Raw genomic sequence first — 19,690 nt, 5'->3', positions numbered from 1 at the left:
CTGCGCGCCCGCCCGACGTCCGCGACGCTCGTCAGCCAGGGAGCCCCGGCCTTCCGGCACAACGGAGGTCCGGGGCTCCGGCGTGTCCCGGCCCGGTCACCGCACCGGGCGGCGTCCAGGTAGCCCTAGGGCCCGGGTCCTCAAGGGGGCGTGGTCGGGCTGATGCGGGCGGGGGCGAGGCACACCGGTCTGATGAATTCCCGCACATAGGTGCGGCGCCACCAGTTCCCGGTGGCACGCAGCTCGCGCCAGGTCGTGTACCGGTAGCGGTACACCCTGGCGCGGATGTACGTGGGCGGGGTGCCGGGGAACGGGTTGTGGCGCAGCAGCCGCAGTGTGTCCCGGTCGTTCTCCAGCAGCCGTTCCAGGAACGGTCCGAACCAGGGATGGGCGTACGCGGGCGAGAGCGCCGCGAACCACATCAGCCAGTCCAGGCGCAGGTGATAGGGAGCGAACTGGCGCGGCAGCCTCCGCGGATCACCCGGCTTGCCGCGGAAGCCGTACTCCTGCCAGACGGTGTCGGGGTGGAGGACCGTCTCGTCGGTGCCCTCGACCGCGATCTCGAGCCGGACCCGGCTGATGCTGCCGAACGCGCCGTACGTGTTGACGAGATGCAACGGATCGAAGGAGCGGTTCATCACCTGGCGGCGGGAGATCAGATTGCGCGCCGGACGGTAGCTGAGGGCGACCACCAGCGCGGTGACGGCGATGACCACCACGTCGTACCAGAGCGGCGGCGCCGACTGCGCGGGCTGCGCAGCGAACAGCGACCAGTCGACGGCGGACAGGGCGAGAGCGATGGTCACCCAGTTCAGCCAGGCGAAGTTCCCGGAGAGCACCAGCCACAACTGGGTGACGATCATCAGTCCCGCGGCCGCACTCGCCACCGGCTGCGGGGTGAAGAGCAATACCGGGACGAGGAGTTGGGTGACGTGGTTGGCCGCCACCTCCACCCGGTGGACGGGCCGGGGCAGCCGGTGGAAGAACCAGCTCAGCGGTCCCGGCATCGGCTGGGTCTCATGGTGGAAATACAGACAGGTCAGCTTGCGCCAGCACTCGTCGCCCCGGATCTTGATCAGCCCGGCGCCGAACTCGACCCGGAACAGCACCCAGCGCAGCAGCCACAGCACCAGCACCGGCGGAGCCGTGTCCGCGTTGCCGAGAAAGACGGCGAGGAAGCCGGTCTCCAGGAGCAGCGACTCCCACCCGAAGGCGTACCAAACCTGGCCGACCTGGACGATCGACAGATACAACGCCCAGGGCAGCAGCCACAGCAGCATCGCCGCCCAGAGCGGAACGTACGAATCCACCCCGGCGATCAGCGCGACCGCTAGCGCGCAGCCGGTCCAGGCGACGGCCGCGAAGAACCGGTCGGAGTAGTGGAGCCGGAAGAGACCGGGAGCGAGCCGCCAGTCCGTTCGCCGCAGGAACTCGGGCACGGGCAGCATGCCACGTTCGCCGATCAGCGCCCGGAACTGGAGGGCGGCGGCGAGAAACCCGACCAGATAGAGGCAGGCCAGAGCCCGCTGGAAGATCAGCCGGCTGAGCCAGTAGCCATCTGCGGTGAACCATTCCATCACTTCCAGTATCGACGCTGCCGAGCGACTGAGAGGGGCGCCCATTTTGTGAGCCCCTCTCAGTGCTTCAGCCCTCCGACACGATCCGTCCCAGCGTGGTGCCGAGCCGGTGCGCGTACCACCGCTGGAGCACCGGCACGAGGGGTCCCGCCATCCTGCTGTACCAGCGGGCCGGACGGGAGAACGCCAGCACCGTGAACCACACCGTCCCGTCGTCTGCCAGATCGACCACGAAGCACTCCTCGCCGCGCTCGGGGTGCCGGTGCCGGGTCCCGTACGCGAAGCCGATGCGCGCCTTCTCGTACGCGGTCCAGACGACTTCGCACGGCGCGGTGAACCGGAACGGACCGAGCCCGATCGACACCCGCACGGAGGTTCCGGGCTCGGCGCGAGCCGTCGACGCCCGCACCCGGGCGCCGGAGGTGCGGTGCATGCGCCAGCCGGTGACGGCTGCGCCCGCCGTCTCGAAGTCGGCCCGGCCGCGGCCCACCGCGACCCGGTGGTGGAGATGGTGATAGCCGTCGGGGAGCGGGCCGAGCCGGGTGGCCCCGACCTCCGGGTACGTGAGGGTGCTCATGACGTCCTGCCTCCGTGGTCGGTGAGAAATGGGTCGGTGAGAAACGGGACGGTGCCCGAGCCCGAAGCCGAAGAGAGTGTGCCCGGAGCGCTCGGCGACCAGGGCGAGGGCGGCGACCGACGGCGTGACCAGGGCGGTGAGCAGCGCGATCTCGGCGGGTGCGGCACGGTGAGTTGTGGCGGACTTGACCTTACGGAGCAGGCGGGGCGGCGCGTGCAGGGCGAGGAGTGCGACCCCGAGCGCGTAGCAGGCGGCGAGAGCTGTCGCGGGGCCACCGCGTGGCAGCCAGAGGGAGACGGCGCCGGGTGCGGCGAAGAGCGGCCACAGGCGGCGGGTCCGGTCGAGCTGGGGCGCGCCGGTCAGGCGCAGACCGACGGGTACGACGACCAGCATGCCCAGCATCACGATCGTGTCGACCAGTACGGACATGCCGCAACCCCGCCTTGAACGCGTTCAAGTAGCTTTCCGTGCCGACTCTAGGAGCTTTCTTGAACGCGTTCAAGGTGGCTGCGGCGAGGGAGGGGGTGATCGTGGCGCCGTACGCCTGTTTCGACCAGGGTCAGCGGGGGTGAGCAAGGATTCCTGGGTCAGCGCGGGAGGGCCACCCGGAACGCCGTGTGTCCCGGCCGGCTCACGACATCGGCCGTGCCGCCGTGGGCGGTCACCACCGCGCGGACGATGGCCAGGCCGAGCCCGGTGCTGCCGGTGGACCGTGAGCGGCTGGGGTCGGTGCGGACGAAGCGCCCGAAGATCTCCGGCTGCAGTGCGTCGGGGATGCCCGGCCCGTTGTCCGTGACGGTGAGACGGACCTCGGCGGCCTCTGCACGGAGCCGCACCGTCACCTCCGTACCGTCCGGGGTGTGTACCCGGGCGTTGGCGAGGAGATTGCCGATCACCTGCTGGAGCCGGTGCGCGTCGCCGGTGACGGTCACGGGCTCTTCGGGGAGGTCGAGGAGCCAGCGGTGACCGAGGCTCGCGGCCCGCGCGTCGTCGGTCGCGTCGAGCACGAGCAGCGTCAGATCGACCGCTTCGTGGTCGAGCGGGCGCCCCGCGTCGAGGCGGGCGAGCAGCAGCAGATCGTCGACCAGGTGGCTCATCCGCCCGGACTCCGACTGGATGCGTTCCAGGGCGTGCCGGACCCCGGCGGGCACGGGGCCGTGGTGGCGCAGGGCGAGTTCGGCGTGGCCACGGATGTTGGCGACGGGGGTGCGCAGCTCGTGGCTGGCGTCGGCGGCGAAGTGCCGCAGCCGCTCCTCGCTCGCCTGCCGTCGGGCGAGCGCGTCCCCGATGTGTCCGAGCATCCGGTTCAGCGCGGTGCCGACCTGCCCGACCTCGGTGCGAGGATCGGTGACGGGCAGCGGGTCGGGCATGGCGACCTCGCCGCTGGCCAGCGGCAGCCGGGCCACGCCGACCGCCTGCTGCGTGACGCGTCGCAGGGGGCGCAGGGAGACCCGTACCCAGAGGGCTCCGGCGACCCCGGTGGCGAGGAGGGCCACGCCGAACACGACCCCCTCGACCGCTTCGAGTCGGTGCAGGGTCTCTTCCACAGGGTGCAGCGGCAGCCCGGTGATCAGCACATCCCCGTCGTCGCCGGTGACGGCCGCGACCCGGTAGGCACCGAGCGCAGAGAGCCGCACGCTGCGGCCCTCCCCGTCGACGGGCACGACCGCCAGCGTGCGCTGGTCGGCGGCGGTCAGCGGAACCTTGCGGACGTTCTGCTCATCGACCGCGGCGGCCTGGGTCGCCCGGCCGTTCGCCAGCCTCGCGCCGAAGGTGGAGTCGGCCTGGCCTCGCGAGTCGGGGCGGTTGTCGGCGTCCGGCGCGGCTTCGTGCTCCAGGCTCGCGGGGAACCTGCCGGCGGACGCGGTCAGCTGCTGGTCCAGACGGCCCACGAGGAAGCCCTCAAGGGCGAAAACGGTCGTGAGTCCGACCGCGAGACATGCGGCGGCGAGCAGCAGAACGAGCCCGGCGGTGAGCTGCCCGCGCAGCGTGTGCGGCGGCGGTCGCCTCATGACGGATCCGGTTTCAGGACGTACCCCACTCCGCGCACCGTATGGATCATGGGAGCGCGGCCCGCGTCGATCTTCTTGCGGAGATAGCTGATGTACAGCTCGACGACGTGGGCGCGGCCGCCGAAATCATACGCCCAGACCCGGTCGAGTATCTGTTCCTTGGACAGCACGCGGCGCGGATTGCGCATCAGGAACCGCAGCAGCTCGAACTCGGTGCGGGACAGCTCGATGACGGCGCCGCCACGTCGGACCTCCCTGGCCTCCTCGTCCATGGTGAGCTCGCCGACCGTCAGCAGCTGCCGGCCCGGCGCACCGGCCATCCCTGCCCGCCGCAGCAGCCCGCGCAGCCGGGCGAGGACTTCCTCCAGGCTGAACGGCTTGGTCACGTAGTCGTCGCCGCCCGCCGTGATTCCGGCGATACGGTCCTCCACCGCATCGCGGGCGGTCAGGAACAGCACGCACACCTCACGGGCCTCGCGGCGCAGCTCCCGCAGCACGCGCAGCCCGTCCAGGTCGGGCAGCATCCAGTCCAGCACGACGGCGTCCGGCCGGAACTCGCGCGCCGTGGCCAGGGCGGAGGCGCCGTCCGCGGCGGTACGGACCTGCCAGCCCTCGCCGGACAGTGCTCCGGCCAGCACTTCGGTCAGATCGGGTTCGTCGTCGACGACCAGCACCCGCACCGGGCCCCCGTCGGGGCGATGCAGACGCGACTGTGTGCGGTGGTTGTCCATGATCTGTCCAGCATCCCTCGGCACGGACGACGGCGGGGCGCCGGGGACCTCTGAGTTCCCTCTGAGTTGCCTCTGAGTTCCTGCCGGAATCCCGGCGGACCGGGGCGTGGGCCGCCCATTCAGAAGGTACGCAGAAGATGCGTTGCGAGGCTTGCCGCCGGTGACCGCCCCCGCGGTCCGTTACGAGGGGAGCCCCCCATGACCACCACAGCCCCCGCCGCGCCGTACGCGAGCAAGGGCACACGCCACCGCCGCCCGCCGCGCAGCGTCGCCCCCCACTTCGTGTCCGCCGTCATCTGCGCGGGGGCCGCGGCCGTCCTCGCCCTGTGGTGGAGCGACACGTCAGCCGTCGTCGGCATGGCGGGCTGGCTGACCAACGCCGGGCGCATCACCGGGCTGCTGGCCGGATACGCATGCGCGGTCCTGATGGTTCTGATGGCCCGCGTCCCCCTGCTGGACCACAGCATCGGCACCGACCGGCTGGCGCGCCTGCACGCCGTCGGCGGCCGGTGGACCGTCTCCCTGGTCCTGGCCCACACCCTTCTCGTCATCTGGGGGTACTCCCTCAGCGCCCACACGGACGTGGTGAGCCAGACCACCGTCCTGGTCCTGCACTACCCGGACCTCCTCAAGGGCACCGCCGGCTTCCTGCTCCTCCTCCTCACCGGTGTCGTCTCCGCCCGCGCCGCCCGCCGCAGGATGAGCTACGAGACCTGGCACTACCTCCACTTCGCCACCTATCTGGCGATCTTCCTCGCCTTCGGACACCAGCTCTCCGACGGCGCCGACTTCGTCGGCAACCGACCCGCGCAGCTGGCGTGGTACGCCCTCTACCTGGGCGCCGCCGCCCTGATCGTCTGGTACCGGTTCGCGGTCCCGGTACTCCGCGGACTGAGGCACCGGCTGACGGTGACCGCCGTCCACGCCGAAGCGCCCGGCGTCGTCTCCGTGTACCTCACCGGCGAGCACCTGGACGAGCTGGGAGCCGAGCCTGGGCAGTTCTTCCGCTGGCGCTTCCTCACCCCGGGCCTGTGGTGGACGGCCAACCCGTACTCGCTCTCCGCGCCCGCCCACCCCCGTCATCTGCGGATCACCGTCAAGGCCGACGGCGCCCACAGCGCCGCGCTGGCCCGTCTCGCACCCGGCACCCGGGTCTGGGCCGAGGGACCGTACGGGGGCTTCACCGCGCGCCGTCGTACCGCCCACCAGGTGCTTCTGCTGGCGGGCGGAGTCGGCATCACTCCGCTGCGGACCCTGTTCGAGACGCTGCCCGGACCGGTGACCCTCGTCTACCGCGCCCGACGGGCCGAGGACCTGGCGCTGCGCGCCGAACTCGACGCCATCGCCGCCCGCCGCCGCGCGACGGTCCACTACGTCGTCGACGGGCATGCCCCGCTGACCGCACCGGCCCTCAGCCATCTGGTCCCCGGCCTGGCCGCGCACGACGTCTACCTCTGCGGTCCGCCCGGCATGACCGAGGCGGCGATCCGAGCCCTGCGCGACGCCGGAGTGCCGCGCCGCCGTATCCACCACGAGTCGTTCGCGTTCTGATGAGTGCCCCGAGGAGAAACACCGTGCGCCGAAGCGTGCTCGTCGCCACCGGCACCAGTGCCCTGGTCGTGGCCCTGCTGTCCCTGAAACCGCACCAGCCTCCCGGTCTCCCCGACGCGGGCAGGCGTCCGACGACCACGGTCTCCCCGGGCACGTCGACCGGTGCCCCGCCCGGCGCCGCCAAGGCGACCGGCACGTTCAACGGCGATCCGATCGACACGCGGTACGGACCGGTGCAGGTAGCCGTCACCCTCGTCAAGGGGAAGCTCACCGCCGTGCGGACGCTCCGGGCGCCCGATGAGAACGGCCGCGACCGGGAGATCGCCACGTCCGCGCTGCCCCGGCTCACCCAGGAGGCGCTGGGTGCCCAGAGCGCGCACATCGACTCCGTCTCCGGAGCCAGCTACACCAGTCAGGGCTATATGGAGTCCCTGCAGAGCGCATTGGACCGGGCCGGTGGCTGATCGCGCGCACCGGCTGCGCCATGTCGAGCACGTGATGGGCACAGTGTTCTCCTTCGACATCAGGGACCGGCCCACCCCTGCGATCCGCCGTGCCCTCGACGATGCGGTGCGCGGGCTCCACCACGTCGACGCGGTGTTCTCCACCTACCGTCCGGACAGTGCCATCAGCCGGCTGGGCCGCGGCGAATCCGGGCTCGGCACCTGTTCGGCTGAGGTCCGTGAGGTCCTCGACCTGTGCGGCGATGTCACCCGGGTCAGCCGAGGCTGGTTCAGTGCCACACCGGGCGGTGTCCTCGACCCCTCCGGGCTGGTCAAGGGGTGGGCGGTCGAGGCCGCCTCGCAGCTGCTGTACGAGAGCGGCGCGCACAACACCTGCGTGAATGGCGGCGGCGACCTTCAGCTGCGTGGCGAGGCGTCCCTCGGCGTCCCCTGGCGGATCGGTATCGCCCACCCCCTGCGCCGCGGGGAGCTGGCCACCGTCGTGTCCGGACGTGATCTGGCGGTCGCCACCTCCGGAACGGCCGAACGCGGTGCGCACATCCTCGACCCGCACACCGGCTCCCCGGCCCTGGGCCTCGCGTCGATCACCGTGGTGGGGCAGGCGCTGACCCTGACGGACGCCTTCGCCACGGCTGCGTTCGCCATGGGCGGTGGAGCACGGGGCTGGCTGGAGTCGCTGGACGGGTACGAGGCGCTCGCCTTCACACCCGACGGCCAGGAGTGGCGCACCAGTGGGTTCGGCTGGTAGTTCGCCGACTTCCAGCCATTGGCGCCAAGGCGTCGGGCCTCCCCCTGGGTCGATGTCGAGGTCCGGTCGAGCGCGCTGCCGCGCCCTCGTGACGCGGGGGAGTCCGGCGTGTCCGGGCGTGGGCTGATGCTGGTGGACCGGCTGGCGGACGCCTGTGGCGTGGAATCCCGCGGCAGCGGCAAGTGCGTGTGGTGCGAGTTCATCATCCCGAGGCGCGACTGGCATGTGGCCATGGTTGACGCCGATGGACGTGATGCGGACTGCCAGAAGATAACAGAACGTAACATGTCAGTACTTGACCGTAACCGAACGCGAGCGATTGACTGCGACTGCGGCAGTCGTTGACTCCGGCAATCTTTGCCTTCGATGACATGAGGACCCGTTGGGCACTGAACTACTGGCACCTCTCGATCTGGCTTTCTGGCACCTCGAAACCGATGCGCACCCCATGCACCTCGGTGCGCTCGCCGTCTTCTCGCCGGCGCCCGCTCCGGCGCCGGGCGTCACCGCGGACGCCGTGGTGGAGCTGCTCGGTGCCCGCGCCGCGGCGATCCCCCGGCTGCGGATGCGCGTACGGGACGTCCTGCTGCCGGTCGGCGGCGCCGCCTGGTCCGTCGACAAGGACTTCGACGTCTATCGGCACGTCCAGCGCGTGCTGCTGCCCCGGGACGACGAGTCGCCGGACGGCGGCTTCATGGCCGGGGCCACCCGGCTCGCCGGCGAGCTGATGGAGCGGCCGCTGGAGCGGGGGCTGCCGCCCTGGGAGATGTACGTCATCTCCGGCGGCGACGAGGGGCCCTTCGCCGTGCTCGTCAAGCTGCACCACGCGCTCGCCGACGGCATGCGCGCCGTCGCCATCGGCGCCGGGATCTTCGACGAGATCGCCTCCCTCGGAGCCCGCGCCCGCGGCGGTGTGAGCGCCCGCCGGGCGCGCCCGGTCCCGCCCCGCTCGTGGATGCCGGGGCCGCGCCAGGTGGCCGGATTCGCGCTGGGCCGGATCGAGAACCTCTCGCGGGCGTTCGGGGTCGGTGCCTCCGTCGTGTGGGCCAGCCGCCTCGATCTGCGCGGCGCCCCCGCGCTCACCGCGATCTCCAGCGGTACCCGTCGGCTGGCCACCGCGGAGTTGGACGGCGAGTCCGTCCGCCGGATCCGCCGGGTCGCGGGCGGGACCACCAACGACGTCCTGCTCGGCGTCGTCGCCGGAGCGCTCCGCCGCTGGATGGTGGAGCGCGGCGAGCAGCTGCCCGTCGCCGACCCGCGCGCCCTCGTCCCGGTCTCCCGGCGCAGGCCCGGCACCGGCGCGGCCTCCGGGAACCGGCTCTCCGCCTATCTGCTCGGGCTCCCCGTCTCCGAGTCCGACCCCTGGGAGCGGCTGCGCACCGTCCGCACCGCCATGGACCGCAACAAGGCCGCCGGACCACTGCGGGGTGCGGGCGCCGTCGCGGTGCTCGCCGATCAACTGCCCTCACTGGCCCACCGCTTCGGCGCCCCGCTCGCCGGCAGCGCCGCCAGGATGCTCTTCGACGTGCTGGTCACGAGCGTGCCCCTGCCGCGCTCGGCGCTCTCGCTGGGCGGCTGCCCGCTGCGGGCCGTCTACCCGATGGCGCCGCTGGCGCGCGGGCAGTCACTGGCCATCGCCCTGTCCACGTACGGCGGCCGGGTGCAGATCGGCCTGGTGGCCGACGGCAAGGCGGTCCCCGACCTGGAGCGGCTGGCCCGTTGCGCCGAGGACGAGCTGCGCGAGCTGCTCGACCTCCTACCGGTCGGTCAACCCTCCCAACGGTCCTGATAGATCGGACAGATTTCGGCGTAGGTGCGGTAGTTCGTGGGGCCGAGGGTGTTGACGCGTCCAAGTGATCCGATGAATATTCGTTGTGCAGGAATTAACGATCAACGGTGAGGGCGGCAGCGGCATGCGGCGTAACAGGCTGGGAAGCAGTGCGGTCGAGGTGACCGAGCTGTCCTTCGGGGCGGCCTCCATCGGCAATCTCTTCCGTGAGGTCGACCCCGCCCAGGCCGCCGCCGCCGTGGACGCCGCCTGGGACGAGGGCGTCCGCTACTTCGACACGGCACCGCACTACGGGCTCGGCCTCTCCGAACGCAGGCTGGGCGCGGCCCTGCGTCACCGGCCGCGCGAATCGTACGTGGTCTCCACCAAGGTCGGCCGGCTGCTCGACCCCCTCCCGGCCGACCCGATCGCCTCGTACGACGGCCTCACCGAAGGCTTCGCCGTGCCCGCCACCCACCGCCGCCGCTGGGACTTCAGCGCCGACGGCGTACGCCGCAGCATCGAGGACAGCCTCGAACGGCTCGGTCTCGACCGCATCGACATCGCCTATCTGCACGACCCGGACGACCACGCGGAAGCCGCCTTCCGCGAGGCCTACCCGGCCCTGGAGAAGCTGCGCTCGGAAGGCGTCGTCGGGGCCATCGGCGCGGGCATGAACCAGACCGCGATGCTCACCCGCTTCCTCCGCGACACCGACGTGGACACCGTCCTCTGCGCGGGGCGCTACACCCTGCTCGACCAGTCCGCGCTCGTGGAGCTGCTGCCCGAGGCGACCGCACGCGGCCGCAGCGTCGTCGTCGGCGGAGTCTTCAACTCCGGGCTGCTCGCCGACCCGCGCCCCGGTGCGACCTACGACTACGCGGCCGCCCCGCTGACCCTTCTCGACCGGGCCCTGCGCATCAAGGCCGTCGCCGAGGGCCACGGCGTACCGCTGCGCGCCGCCGCCCTGCACTACCCGCTCGCCCACCCCGCCGTCGCCACGGTGCTCGTCGGCACCCGCTCGCCCGACGAGATACGCGACGCCGCCGACCTGCTCTCCCGCGAGATCCCCGACGCCCTCTGGGACGAACTGCGCGCCGAGGGCCTGCTCACCGAGGACGGACACCGGCCATGAGAATCGCCCTGCACACCAAGGTCCGCGCCGACCGGATCGAGGAGTACGAGGCGGCGCACCGCGAAGTTCCCACGGAGCTCACCGCGGCGATCCGCGCTGCGGGCGCCACCTCCTGGACGATCTGGCGCAGCGGCACCGAGCTGTTCCACGTCATCGAGTGCGAGGACTACGCCCGGCTCCTCGCCGAGCTCGAGCAGCTGCCCGTCAACGTCGCCTGGCAGGCCCGGATGGACGAACTCCTCGACGTGGCGCACGACTACTCGTCGGACGGCGCCGAAGCCGGTCTCCCCGTCGCCTGGGAGCTGTGACATGACCGGCCGGCAACGGATCGTCGACGCCCCCCACCACGTGTGGGACCTGTCGGTACGCGACCAGGAGTGGATCAACGGCGAGGAACTGGCCCCGCTCCGGCGCACCTTCATCCTGACCGGCCTGGAGCCCGAGGCCCGCGCCTTTGGACCCGACCCGCTCGACGCCCCTTCGACCGGGACGCGTCCGCCGCACTGCTTGCCGGGGAGCGGCGCCGGATCAAGGGCGCCCTCCGCGACCAGTCCCTGATCGCGGGCATCGGCAACGCCTACAGCGACGAGATCCTGCACACCGCGAAGATGTCTTCGTTCACACTCGCGGCGAGACCCACCGAGGACGACATCACCCTGGGGCCAACACCTCCGGACACGCTCTACACTCCGGCCTCATGCTGCGCGTACTCGCCGTCGACGACGAAGCACCCGCCCTGGAGGAGCTGCTCTACCTCCTGCGCGCCGACCCCCGCATCCGCAGCGCCGAAGGCGCCACCGGGGCCACCGAGGCGCTGCGCCGGATCGGCAGCGCCGTCGACGCAGGTCCGGACGACCCGTCCGCCATCGACGTCGTCTTCCTCGACATTCACATGGCGGGCCTCACCGGACTCGATGTCGCCCAGCTGCTGGCCGGGTTCGCAGCGCCCCCGCTCATCGTCTTCGTCACCGCCCACGAAGGGTTCGCCGTCCACGCCTTCGACCTCAAGGCCGTCGACTACGTCCTCAAGCCCGTCCGCCGCGAACGCCTCGCCGAAGCCGTCCGCCGCGTCGCCGAACAGGTCGGCGACCGCTCCGCTTCCCTCCAGGACACCGCAGCCGACCAGATAGCCGTCGAACTGGGCGGAGTGATCCGGTTCATCCCGATCGACGACATCGCGTACGCGGAGGCGCAGGGCGACTACGCCCGGCTGCACACCGCGGGCGGCAGCCATCTCGTCCGGATCCCCCTCACCACCCTGGAGGAACGCTGGCGCTCGCGCGGCTTCGTCCGCATTCACCGCCGCCATCTCGTCGCCCTCGGACGGATCGACGAACTGCGGCTCGACGCGGGCAGCATGAGCGTCCGGATCGGCACCGCGTCGCTTGCCGTGAGCCGCCGCCACACCCGCGCCCTGCGTGATCTGCTCATGCGGCAGACGGGCCGCTGACCAGGGACTACCCAGGTCCGAAACCTTCCCAGAGCGGTCCCAGGCTGCGTACACTCCGAGCCCATGTCCGCAGAGTCGACGCCCCGGCGTGAAGTGGTGACGGGGGAGCCCCGGCGGGTGCGCCCGCTGCCCCGCTACCGCACCCAGTCGGAGATCGACGAGCAGACCGCGCTCGGCGGCGCCTACGTCCGCTCGCTGATGCGCAGCCAGCTGCGCGCCGGACTCACCGCGTTCACCGTCCTCGCCGTCGTCGTCGGCACGCTGCCGCTGGTCTTCGCCGCCCTGCACAGCGCCGCCGTCGTCTGGGCAGTCCTCGGCTTCGCCGCCTACCCGCCGCTGACCCTGATCGCCTGGTGGTACGTGCGGCGGGCCGAGCGCAACGAGCGCGACTTCGCCCGGCTCGTGGAAGGCCGCCCCGCACAGTGAGCCGCACGTACGCGGTCGTGGCCGTCGCCGCCGTCGTTCTCGCCACCGTCCTCGTCGGCGGTTTCGGGCTGCGCATCTCCCGTACCACCTCGGACTTCTACGTCGCCTCCCGCACCGTGCGCCCCCGGCTCAACGCCGCCGCGATAAGCGGCGAGTACCTCTCCGCCGCCTCCTTCCTCGGCATCGCCGGCCTGGTGCTCGTGCACGGCCCCGACATGCTCTGGTACCCGGTCGGCTACACCGCCGGCTATCTGGTGCTGCTGGTCTTCGTCGCCGCGCCACTGCGCCGCTCGGGGGCGTACACCCTGCCCGACTTCGCGGAGGAGCGGCTCGAATCGCGGCAGGTGCGCAGGCTGGTGAGCATGCTCGTCGTCGGGGCGGGCTGGCTCTACCTCGTACCGCAGCTCCAGGGTGCCGGGCTCACCCTGAAGATCCTGACCGGAGCGCCCGGCCGGCTCGGCGATGTGCTCGTCGCATGTGTCGTCGTGGTCGCCGTCGCGGCGGGCGGCATGCGGTCCATCACCTTCGTCCAGGTCTTCCAGTACTGGCTGAAACTGACGGCGCTTCTGGTCCCTGCGATCTTCCTGGTGCTGGCCTGGCAGGGCGACGGGCGGCCACGGGTCACCTTCGACGAGCAGCTGTCCGTCTTCCGGGCCGACCATCCGCTGTACGCGACCTACGGGCTCATCATCGCGACGTTCCTCGGAACGATGGGGCTGCCGCACGTCGTCGTCCGCTTCTACACCAGCCCGAACGGCCGCGACGCCCGCCGCACCACCGTCGCCGTCCTTGCCCTGGTCGGCGTGTTCTACCTGCTGCCGCCCGTGTACGGGGCACTGGGCAGGCTGTACGCCCCCGAGCTGATCCACGGCGGGGACGCGGACGCCGCCGTGCTGCTGCTGCCCGAACGCGTCGTCGGCGGGCTCGGCGGGGACCTGCTCGGCGCACTCATCGCCGCCGGCGCCTTCGCCGCGTTCCTGTCGACCGCATCCGGACTCACGATGGCGGTCGCCGGCGTCATCACCCAGGACGTCCTGCCCTCGCGCGGCGTACGGCAGTTCCGGCTGGCCACCGTTCTCGCCATGTGTGTACCACTGGCCGGCTCACTCATGGTCAGCCGGGTGCCGGTGGCGGACTCCGTGGGGATGGCGTTCGCCGTATCGGCGTCGTCCTTCTGCCCGCTGCTGGTCCTCGGCATCTGGTGGCGGCGGCTCACCCCGCCGGGCGCGATCGCCGGACTGGTGCTCGGCGGCGGCTCCGCCTTCCTGTCCGTCGCGATCACCGTCAGCGGTGCGGTGCGCCCGCCCGGCTGGCCGCACACCCTGCTCGCTTGGCCCGCCGTCTGGTCGGTGCCGGTCGGCTTCCTCGCGATGGTCCTGGTGTCGCTCGCCACGCCCGGCCGCATACCGGTCGGCACGAATGCCGCGATGACCCGTTTCCATCTGCCGGAGGCCCTCATACCAGGGAGGCACCGATGACAGGGCCCGCGTACGCCGTCCTCGTCCTGCTCGTGCTCCTCCTGCTCGGCGCCGGGTTCCTGCTCGGCCGCCGCACCGCCCGTACCGTACGCCCCAGCGACGTCGGCACCCCCGTCGAGCACGCCACCTTCGAGACGCTGCACACCGCCTCGCTCGCCGCGCCCCCGCTGCGCGCCGGACTCACCGAGGAGAGCGCCCGCAAGTCAGCCCGCAGACTGCGTTCCCTGCTCGGCACCGACGCGCTCTGTCTCACCGACCGGGACCGGGTCCTCGTCTGGGACGGCGAGGGCGACCACCACGGCCGACACGTCATGGACCAGGTGCAGGGGCTTCTCGCCAGCGGCCGCGACACCGCCTTCCACAGCGACTGCGACGACCTCGACTGCCCGCTGCGCTGGGCCGTCGCTGTGCCGTTGACCGTCGACCACCGAGTCCTCGGCACCCTGATCGCCTACGCCCCGCGCGAGTCGGCGGTCCTGGCCAGGGCAGCCGGAGAGGTGGCCCGCTGGGTCTGCGTACAACTCGAGCTCGCCGAACTCGACCGGTCCCGCACGCAGCTCATCGAGGCCGAGATCAGGGCCCTGCGTGCCCAGATATCCCCGCACTTCATCTTCAACTCCCTCGCCGCCATCGCCTCGTTCGTCCGCACCGACCCCGAGCAGGCCCGCGAACTGCTGCTGGAGTTCGCCGACTTCACCCGCTACTCGTTCCGCAGCCACGGCGACTTCACCACCCTCGCCGACGAGCTGCACTCCATCGACCAGTATCTGGCCCTCGTCCGGGCCCGCTTCGGTGAACGGCTCGCGGTCACCCTCCAGGTCGCCCCCGAAGTCCTCCCCGTCGCCCTGCCGTTCCTGTGCCTCCAGCCTCTGGTCGAGAACGCCGTCAAGCACGGACTCGAAGGCGCCGTCACCCGCAGCCGCATCACCATCAGCGCACTGGACGCGGGCTCGGAGGCAGAGGTCGTCATCGAGGACGACGGCACCGGAATGGACCCGGAACGGCTGCGGCACATCCTGCGCGGCGAAGGAGGACACTCCACCGGCATCGGACTGCTCAACGTCGACGAGCGGCTCCGCCAGGTGTACGGCGACGACTACGGGCTCGTGATCGAGACTGGCATCGGCGCCGGGATGAAGATCACGGTGCGGCTGCCGAAGTACCGCGCCGGGGTGCACGGTTCGTGAGGGTACCCGCCGTGCTCAGTACAGATGGATCGCCAGATGCCCCAGTGGCAGCCCCAGCTGCCAGGCGGGCGTCCACACCTGGGCCGACGCCTGCGCCCACTCCTCGTCGCCCTCGGTGCCGAGCGGCTCCCACGGCGGCGGCCCGATGGCGTCGAGATCGGTGGCGAGCAGCTCCGTCTCGTCCAGCCACCGCCAGGCACGCCGGGCCAGCGCCAGATCGGGATCCGGAACACCCCGGCCGCCGTCCGGCGAGGGGACCGCGGACGCCGCCGCGTCGAGCCGCTCGCAGACCCAGCGGCGCCACGCACTCCCGTACGCCGTGAGCAGCCGCAGCTCGTCCATCCGGGTCGCGGGCAGCGCATCGGCCACCGCCCCGTCGGAGAGGAAGATGGTCAGCGCGAGCGCCTCGCGCCCCGCGCGGTACTCCAGCGTCGACGGCTCCATCAGATCGCCGGTCCGCAGCAGTTCATCGGCGATGTACTCGGCGTACATCCAGGCCATCGGGACCAGCAGCCCGCCCCCACTGGTTCCATCCGTACGTTCCGGACGCATCCCGTCTCGCCTCTTCCTCATCTCGGCACCGGGCCACACGCAGCATTGAACCGGGGGAGCGCGCCCCGCGTGGCCAGAAGGACAGGATCCGTCCGACCCGATCCGTCACAGACATGAGGTTGCGATGACCGCCGATCCCGGGGAGGGACCGCACATGCGGCAATTGCTCGGCGCGTATGTGCTCGATGCGCTCACCGACCCGGAGGCCCGGCTGGTCTCGCAGCATCTGCAGGACTGCGACGGATGCGCCGCCGACTATGTGGAGGTCGCGGAGACGGTGTCCCTGCTCGGCCTGCTGAGCGAGGAGGACCTGCTGGAGTAGCCGGGCAGGTTGCGGGAGAGCAGGCGCAGCGCGTAGTAGGAACGGGACTTGACCGTGCCCGCCGGTATGCCCAGCACCTGCGCCGTCTCGCCCACGCTCAGCCCGCGGAAGTAGATCTGGACCAGCACCGCACGGTGCTCCGGGCTGAGCGTCCGCACCGCCTCGCGGACATCGAGGGCGGCGACGGTCGCCTCCGCCGTGTCCGCCCGGCCCGGGGCGCTCTCCAGTACGAGGTCGCTGACCTCCGTCGGCCGGGCCTGACGGGACCTGCGCGCATCGATCGCCAGCCGCCGGGCGACCGTGAAGAGCCAGGGTCGCATCGATTCGTACGGACTGTCGAACGCTTCGGGGTGCTGCCAGGCGCGTACGAGCGTCTCCTGGAGCAGATCCTCGGCGCGCTGCCGGTCGCCGAAGGTCAGACCGAGCAGGAAGTGGAGGAGCGCGGGACCGTGTTCGCGCTGCAACTCCGCGAGGGCCCGCTCATCGGTCGTCGTGGTCATTGTGAACGCCCCTTTCCCGCGGAGGCCCCTGCCGCCTCGCCGCTGTCTGCGCCGTATACGAACGCATCGGGGCCGCGACGAACAGCAGATGCACCGAGGCGTGCGACGAGCGGTCGCACGGAGCGGCGAATGGTGCGGTGAACGGTCGGCCGGGCGGTGAACGGACAGGGGGGCGGGCGTCGTGCGGGGCGCGCGACCCCGCACTCGGCCGGGCGTGCGGCGTGGCCGGGTGCGGGGTCGGTGGCGGTCAGCGGGGAGCGGGCGCCGGCTGTACGGACAGCAGCCACCCCCGGCCCGGCGCCACCGGGACCGGCTCGCCCGCCGCGAACGAGCGTTCCGGCTGGAAACCCTCGATCGCGGGTGCGTACGCCGCGACCGGGTCGCCGGAGCCGGTCAGCACGCACTCCACCGGCGTCGATGCCCACGAAGCGACCGCGGTCGCCGTCCCGCCCGGTCCCTGCCAGGTGGAGGCGAGGACATCGGCCCGGCCGGTCGCCACGGGCGATTCGTCCGCCCACCATCCCGTGAACCCGGCCTCGGGCAGCCGCAGCGCGTCGAAGGCCCGCCACAGCGGCCGGACATCGGTCATCGGGGCGCGCGCCGTCATTCCGAAGACCAGGCCCCGCCACGGGTTGCCGCCACCCTCCAGCATCTCGCCCATCAGCCCGAACGGAATCCCGGAGAGCTCCACCAGCCAGTACGCGGGGTCGGTCGCCTCGTAGTCGAACAGCTCGCCCAGCCAGAGCCGGTCGGTGTATGGCATCAGCTCCGCGTACAGATTGGCGCTGGACGCGAAGCCGTCCGGCTCCCGGTACTGGTTGCAGGAGTGCAGATCGATCAGCGGCGCGGTGTCGCCGGACCGGGCCAGTGTCTTGCGGACCCGCTTCATGGTGGTCCGGTCGTACGCCACGTCGTCGAGGTAGAGTCCGTCGACCCCGATCCGGCGGCGGAGCCGGTCGATGCCGCACACATAGGAGTTGTGCCAGCGCGAGTCGCCCGAGGTCACGACAGCCGCATCGGCGACGTCGGGCGCCACCCAGCCGGGGACGTAGTCCGTGCCCAGATGCTCGCGCAGCCAAGCGTGTCCGCCGCCTGGCCCCGGCGCCAGGACCTCGCTGCCCAGGGAGGCGAGGGCGGGCAGCTCACGGTTGTGCCGGGTCAGTTCACGCACGGTGTCGTACACCTTGACGCGGATGCCGAGCCGGTGTGCCTCGGTGGTGTAGTCCCGCAGCACATCGGCGGCCAGCAGCGGGTCGTTGATGTATGGGTTGGGCGGCGTGGCGTGATGGATGTTGACGACGTTCGCACCGTACGCGGCGACCTCGGCGGGGGCGGCGTACGCATGGAAGTAGCGCTCGGCGAGCTGGAGTCCGGGCCTGATCGGCTTGAACGGGGTGAGCAGCAGCCGCAGCTCGAAGCAGCGGCTCTCCCCGGCGGCCATCCGGAACGGACCGCTGTACGCGCTCACCGTCCGCACCCCGTCCTCGGTGCGCAGCCGGACCCCGCCGCTGCCGTCGCCGGCCCAGGAGCGAGGCGTGACCAGCGGCTTCTCGCGGTAGTAGTTGGTGTTCAGCGGCCGTGCGTAGTGCTCGTCGCGCAGCGAGAGCTGGACACCCGCCGCCGGGGAGCCGAGCCAGAGCGCGTCCTGGTTGTGGACGGGGGTGTCCCACTGCCAGTCGTACGTCTCCGGGCAGACCTGCCCCGGCAGCCCGAGACCCATCGTGTACCGGGCGATCTCCGCCCGGACCGGCACGTCCAGGCGCACGTCGAGGGCGAGCTCGTCGACCGCCTCGAGAGTCGTCCGTACGACGAGGAAGCCGTCGGCCTCCAACGCTCCCTCGGCGCGCAGCCGGAGACCCGGGCCGGTGGCCTCGGAGGACCAGCGGACGCGTGCCGGTCCGATCCGGTCGAGCCTCAGCGGACCGTGGTCGAGCGGGTGGCCGACCGTGAACGCGATCGGTCCGGACAGCAGATCGCGTTCCGGACCGTCCGTGCCCGTCACCCCGGAGGTGAACGACGAGGTGAGCCGCTGCGGCAGCCCGGCGGGGCCGATCTCCACCGCCCGGCCGAGGATCTCCAGGCGGTGTCCGGCCACTTTCACCGGGGTGAACGGCGGGACGATCTCGTCGTCCTGGCCGAGCGTCGAGTCCAGCCAGCGCAGCCGGGCCAGCCGGGCGGGGTCCCCGGCGCCGTGGTCGGCAACGGTCTGCGGACCGACAGTGATCCGCAGCGGCAGCACCCGCTCTCCGGTGCCGTGGGCGCGTACGGCGATCTCACCCTCGTACGTGCCGGGTTCGGCGGCCTCCGGGATGTCCAGGCCGAACCAGAGCGCGTGGACATGCCCCCTGCCGACATCGATCCGGTTCTCGAACGGCTCCCCACGTGCGTCGGTACCGCCCGCACTGAGCGACCGGACCGGGAACGGCAGTTGCCGGACCTCGGTACGGAGCTCCGTCAGCGCCTGCACCGCATACACCCCGGCCTGCAGCACGTAGAACTCGCCGCGCGACGCCGCACCCGTGAACGGGGCGGACGGCACGGCGCGGGCCCAGCGGGCGGGCAGCCGGTCGTACCGGCCCAGCGGATGGTCGCGGTCCTCGCCGAACAGCAGGAACGGCTCGTCCGGATGCGCCGCGGTCAGCGCCGCACACTCGTCGGCCGTGGCCGTGAACCCCAGCGGGGCGAAGGAGTCGACGGCGCTCACGGCCTCGTAGCGGAACGCCTCCGCGCGCGGCAGCGACACCCAGACCCCGTCCGGCCGGTGCAGCCCGCAACGGTGCACCCAGTCGGGGTCCGCGGTCGGCGTCGGATGCCGGTAGGCAGCCTGTGGATAGTGGGGACGGCCCGTGTGCGCGTACGGCAGATAGTGCACGGCGTAGTCGCCTGGACCCTCCACCGGCTCGAACGCGATCCGGCCGCGCTCGGCCGTGACCTCGATCCGGACCGTGTTCCGTACCCGGCGGCCGGACGGGGCGAGGACCAGGACGTCCACCGCCCCGGGGTCCGGATCTCTGCGCCGCCACGGCAACTCCGCCCCGAAAACGGGGCCGCCCGAGGGGGCGCGCACCAGGATCCGGTGATTGCCGTACATGTCGCTGTCCCACGAACCGAGCCCGCACTGCAGCTCGGGATGGCCCTGCTCACCCATGTCCGCACTCCCTCAAGGGCGCTATTTATTAGGTAAGTTGCTGAATTGCCATGGGACACCATGG

The 19,690-nt window shown here is 71.8% G+C and carries 18 protein-coding genes and 3 pseudogenes; 13 read left to right on the top strand and 8 right to left on the bottom strand.

The features are described 5' to 3' along the window. Positions 1–140: 140 nt before the first annotated feature. The 5 genes and pseudogenes from OH809_RS04725 to OH809_RS04705 form a co-directional block, all read right to left on the bottom strand. Positions 141–1,577 carry a lipase maturation factor family protein gene (locus OH809_RS04725; protein WP_406423703.1) on the bottom strand — a complete coding sequence of 479 codons (1,437 nt, stop codon included), beginning with the start codon at positions 1,575–1,577 and terminating at the stop codon, positions 141–143. A gap of 67 nt (positions 1,578–1,644) precedes the next feature. After that, positions 1,645–2,154, bottom strand: a complete 510-nt coding sequence (locus OH809_RS04720; RefSeq protein ID WP_406425378.1) for a DUF1990 family protein — start codon at positions 2,152–2,154, stop codon at positions 1,645–1,647. A gap of 69 nt (positions 2,155–2,223) precedes the next feature. Then, positions 2,224–2,556: pseudogene (locus tag OH809_RS04715) on the bottom strand (YndJ family transporter); the annotation flags it as partial. A 185-nt stretch (positions 2,557–2,741) separates the two neighbouring features. Beyond that, positions 2,742–4,166, bottom strand: a complete 1,425-nt coding sequence (locus tag OH809_RS04710; protein ID WP_406423705.1) for a sensor histidine kinase — start codon at positions 4,164–4,166, stop codon at positions 2,742–2,744. Beyond that, the gene (locus OH809_RS04705) at positions 4,163–4,897 is read right to left on the bottom strand and encodes a response regulator transcription factor (RefSeq protein WP_406423708.1); all 735 of its coding nucleotides are present in this window, start codon (positions 4,895–4,897) and stop codon (positions 4,163–4,165) included. Before OH809_RS04705 ends, OH809_RS04710 begins: the two co-directional genes overlap by 4 nt. Positions 4,898–5,095: 198 nt before the next feature. Here OH809_RS04705 and OH809_RS04700 point away from each other — a divergent pair, with 198 nt between their 5' ends. From OH809_RS04700 to OH809_RS04645, 12 genes and pseudogenes are all read left to right on the top strand, one after another. Then, on the top strand, positions 5,096–6,448 hold the full coding sequence (locus tag OH809_RS04700) for a ferric reductase-like transmembrane domain-containing protein (protein ID WP_406423710.1): 1,353 nt from the start codon (positions 5,096–5,098) through the stop codon (positions 6,446–6,448). A gap of 23 nt (positions 6,449–6,471) precedes the next feature. Next, complete coding sequence (locus OH809_RS04695; RefSeq protein ID WP_406423712.1) at positions 6,472–6,912, top strand: FMN-binding protein; 441 nt, start codon at positions 6,472–6,474, stop codon at positions 6,910–6,912. A gap of 34 nt (positions 6,913–6,946) precedes the next feature. Beyond that, on the top strand, positions 6,947–7,660 hold the full coding sequence (locus tag OH809_RS04690; protein ID WP_406425380.1) for an FAD:protein FMN transferase: 714 nt from the start codon (positions 6,947–6,949) through the stop codon (positions 7,658–7,660). Between the two features lie 48 nt (positions 7,661–7,708). After that, a pseudogene (locus tag OH809_RS04685) lies at positions 7,709–7,876 on the top strand (ATP-binding protein); the annotation flags it as partial. A 166-nt stretch (positions 7,877–8,042) separates the two neighbouring features. Further along, positions 8,043–9,449, top strand: coding sequence for a wax ester/triacylglycerol synthase family O-acyltransferase (locus OH809_RS04680; RefSeq protein ID WP_406423714.1), 1,407 nt, complete (start codon positions 8,043–8,045; stop codon positions 9,447–9,449). 124 nt (positions 9,450–9,573) lie between these two features. Beyond that, the gene (locus OH809_RS04675) at positions 9,574–10,563 is read left to right on the top strand and encodes an aldo/keto reductase (protein WP_406516230.1); all 990 of its coding nucleotides are present in this window, start codon (positions 9,574–9,576) and stop codon (positions 10,561–10,563) included. After that, on the top strand, positions 10,560–10,871 hold the full coding sequence (locus tag OH809_RS04670) for an L-rhamnose mutarotase (protein ID WP_266978273.1): 312 nt from the start codon (positions 10,560–10,562) through the stop codon (positions 10,869–10,871). The genes OH809_RS04675 and OH809_RS04670 overlap by 4 nt, the downstream gene beginning before the upstream one ends. Position 10,872: 1 nt before the next feature. Beyond that, positions 10,873–11,219 (top strand): annotated as a pseudogene (locus tag OH809_RS04665) (hypothetical protein); the annotation flags it as partial. 41 nt (positions 11,220–11,260) lie between these two features. Further along, on the top strand, positions 11,261–12,013 hold the full coding sequence (locus tag OH809_RS04660; protein WP_345518603.1) for a LytTR family DNA-binding domain-containing protein: 753 nt from the start codon (positions 11,261–11,263) through the stop codon (positions 12,011–12,013). A 63-nt stretch (positions 12,014–12,076) separates the two neighbouring features. Next, positions 12,077–12,439, top strand: coding sequence for a hypothetical protein (locus OH809_RS04655; RefSeq protein WP_327242797.1), 363 nt, complete (start codon positions 12,077–12,079; stop codon positions 12,437–12,439). After that, positions 12,436–13,917 (top strand): cation acetate symporter, encoded by a 1,482-nt coding sequence (locus tag OH809_RS04650; protein WP_406423717.1) that lies wholly within the window; start codon positions 12,436–12,438, stop codon positions 13,915–13,917. Before OH809_RS04655 ends, OH809_RS04650 begins: the two co-directional genes overlap by 4 nt. Further along, complete coding sequence (locus tag OH809_RS04645) at positions 13,914–15,104, top strand: sensor histidine kinase (protein ID WP_406423719.1); 1,191 nt, start codon at positions 13,914–13,916, stop codon at positions 15,102–15,104. Before OH809_RS04650 ends, OH809_RS04645 begins: the two co-directional genes overlap by 4 nt. Before the next feature lie 15 nt (positions 15,105–15,119). Here OH809_RS04645 and OH809_RS04640 read toward each other — a convergent pair whose 3' ends face one another. After that, the gene (locus tag OH809_RS04640) at positions 15,120–15,656 is read right to left on the bottom strand and encodes a hypothetical protein (protein WP_406514854.1); all 537 of its coding nucleotides are present in this window, start codon (positions 15,654–15,656) and stop codon (positions 15,120–15,122) included. A 124-nt stretch (positions 15,657–15,780) separates the two neighbouring features. Here OH809_RS04640 and OH809_RS04635 point away from each other — a divergent pair, with 124 nt between their 5' ends. Then, positions 15,781–15,978, top strand: coding sequence for a zf-HC2 domain-containing protein (locus OH809_RS04635; RefSeq protein WP_406514853.1), 198 nt, complete (start codon positions 15,781–15,783; stop codon positions 15,976–15,978). Here OH809_RS04635 and OH809_RS04630 read toward each other — a convergent pair. After that, entirely contained in the window at positions 15,912–16,478 is a 567-nt protein-coding gene (locus OH809_RS04630; protein WP_406514852.1) for a sigma-70 family RNA polymerase sigma factor, read from the bottom strand. The genes OH809_RS04635 and OH809_RS04630 overlap by 67 nt on opposite strands. Before the next feature lie 247 nt (positions 16,479–16,725). Continuing rightward, entirely contained in the window at positions 16,726–19,626 is a 2,901-nt protein-coding gene (locus tag OH809_RS04625) for a glycoside hydrolase domain-containing protein (RefSeq protein WP_406514851.1), read from the bottom strand. Between the last annotated feature and the right edge of the window lie 64 nt (positions 19,627–19,690).

This window comes from Streptomyces sp. NBC_00873 (genome assembly GCF_045207415.1).
Taxonomy (GTDB): Bacteria; Actinomycetota; Actinomycetes; order Streptomycetales; family Streptomycetaceae; genus Streptomyces.
The sequence above is the reverse complement of the archived record's forward strand: the minus strand, read 5'-3'. Positions and strand labels throughout refer to the sequence as shown.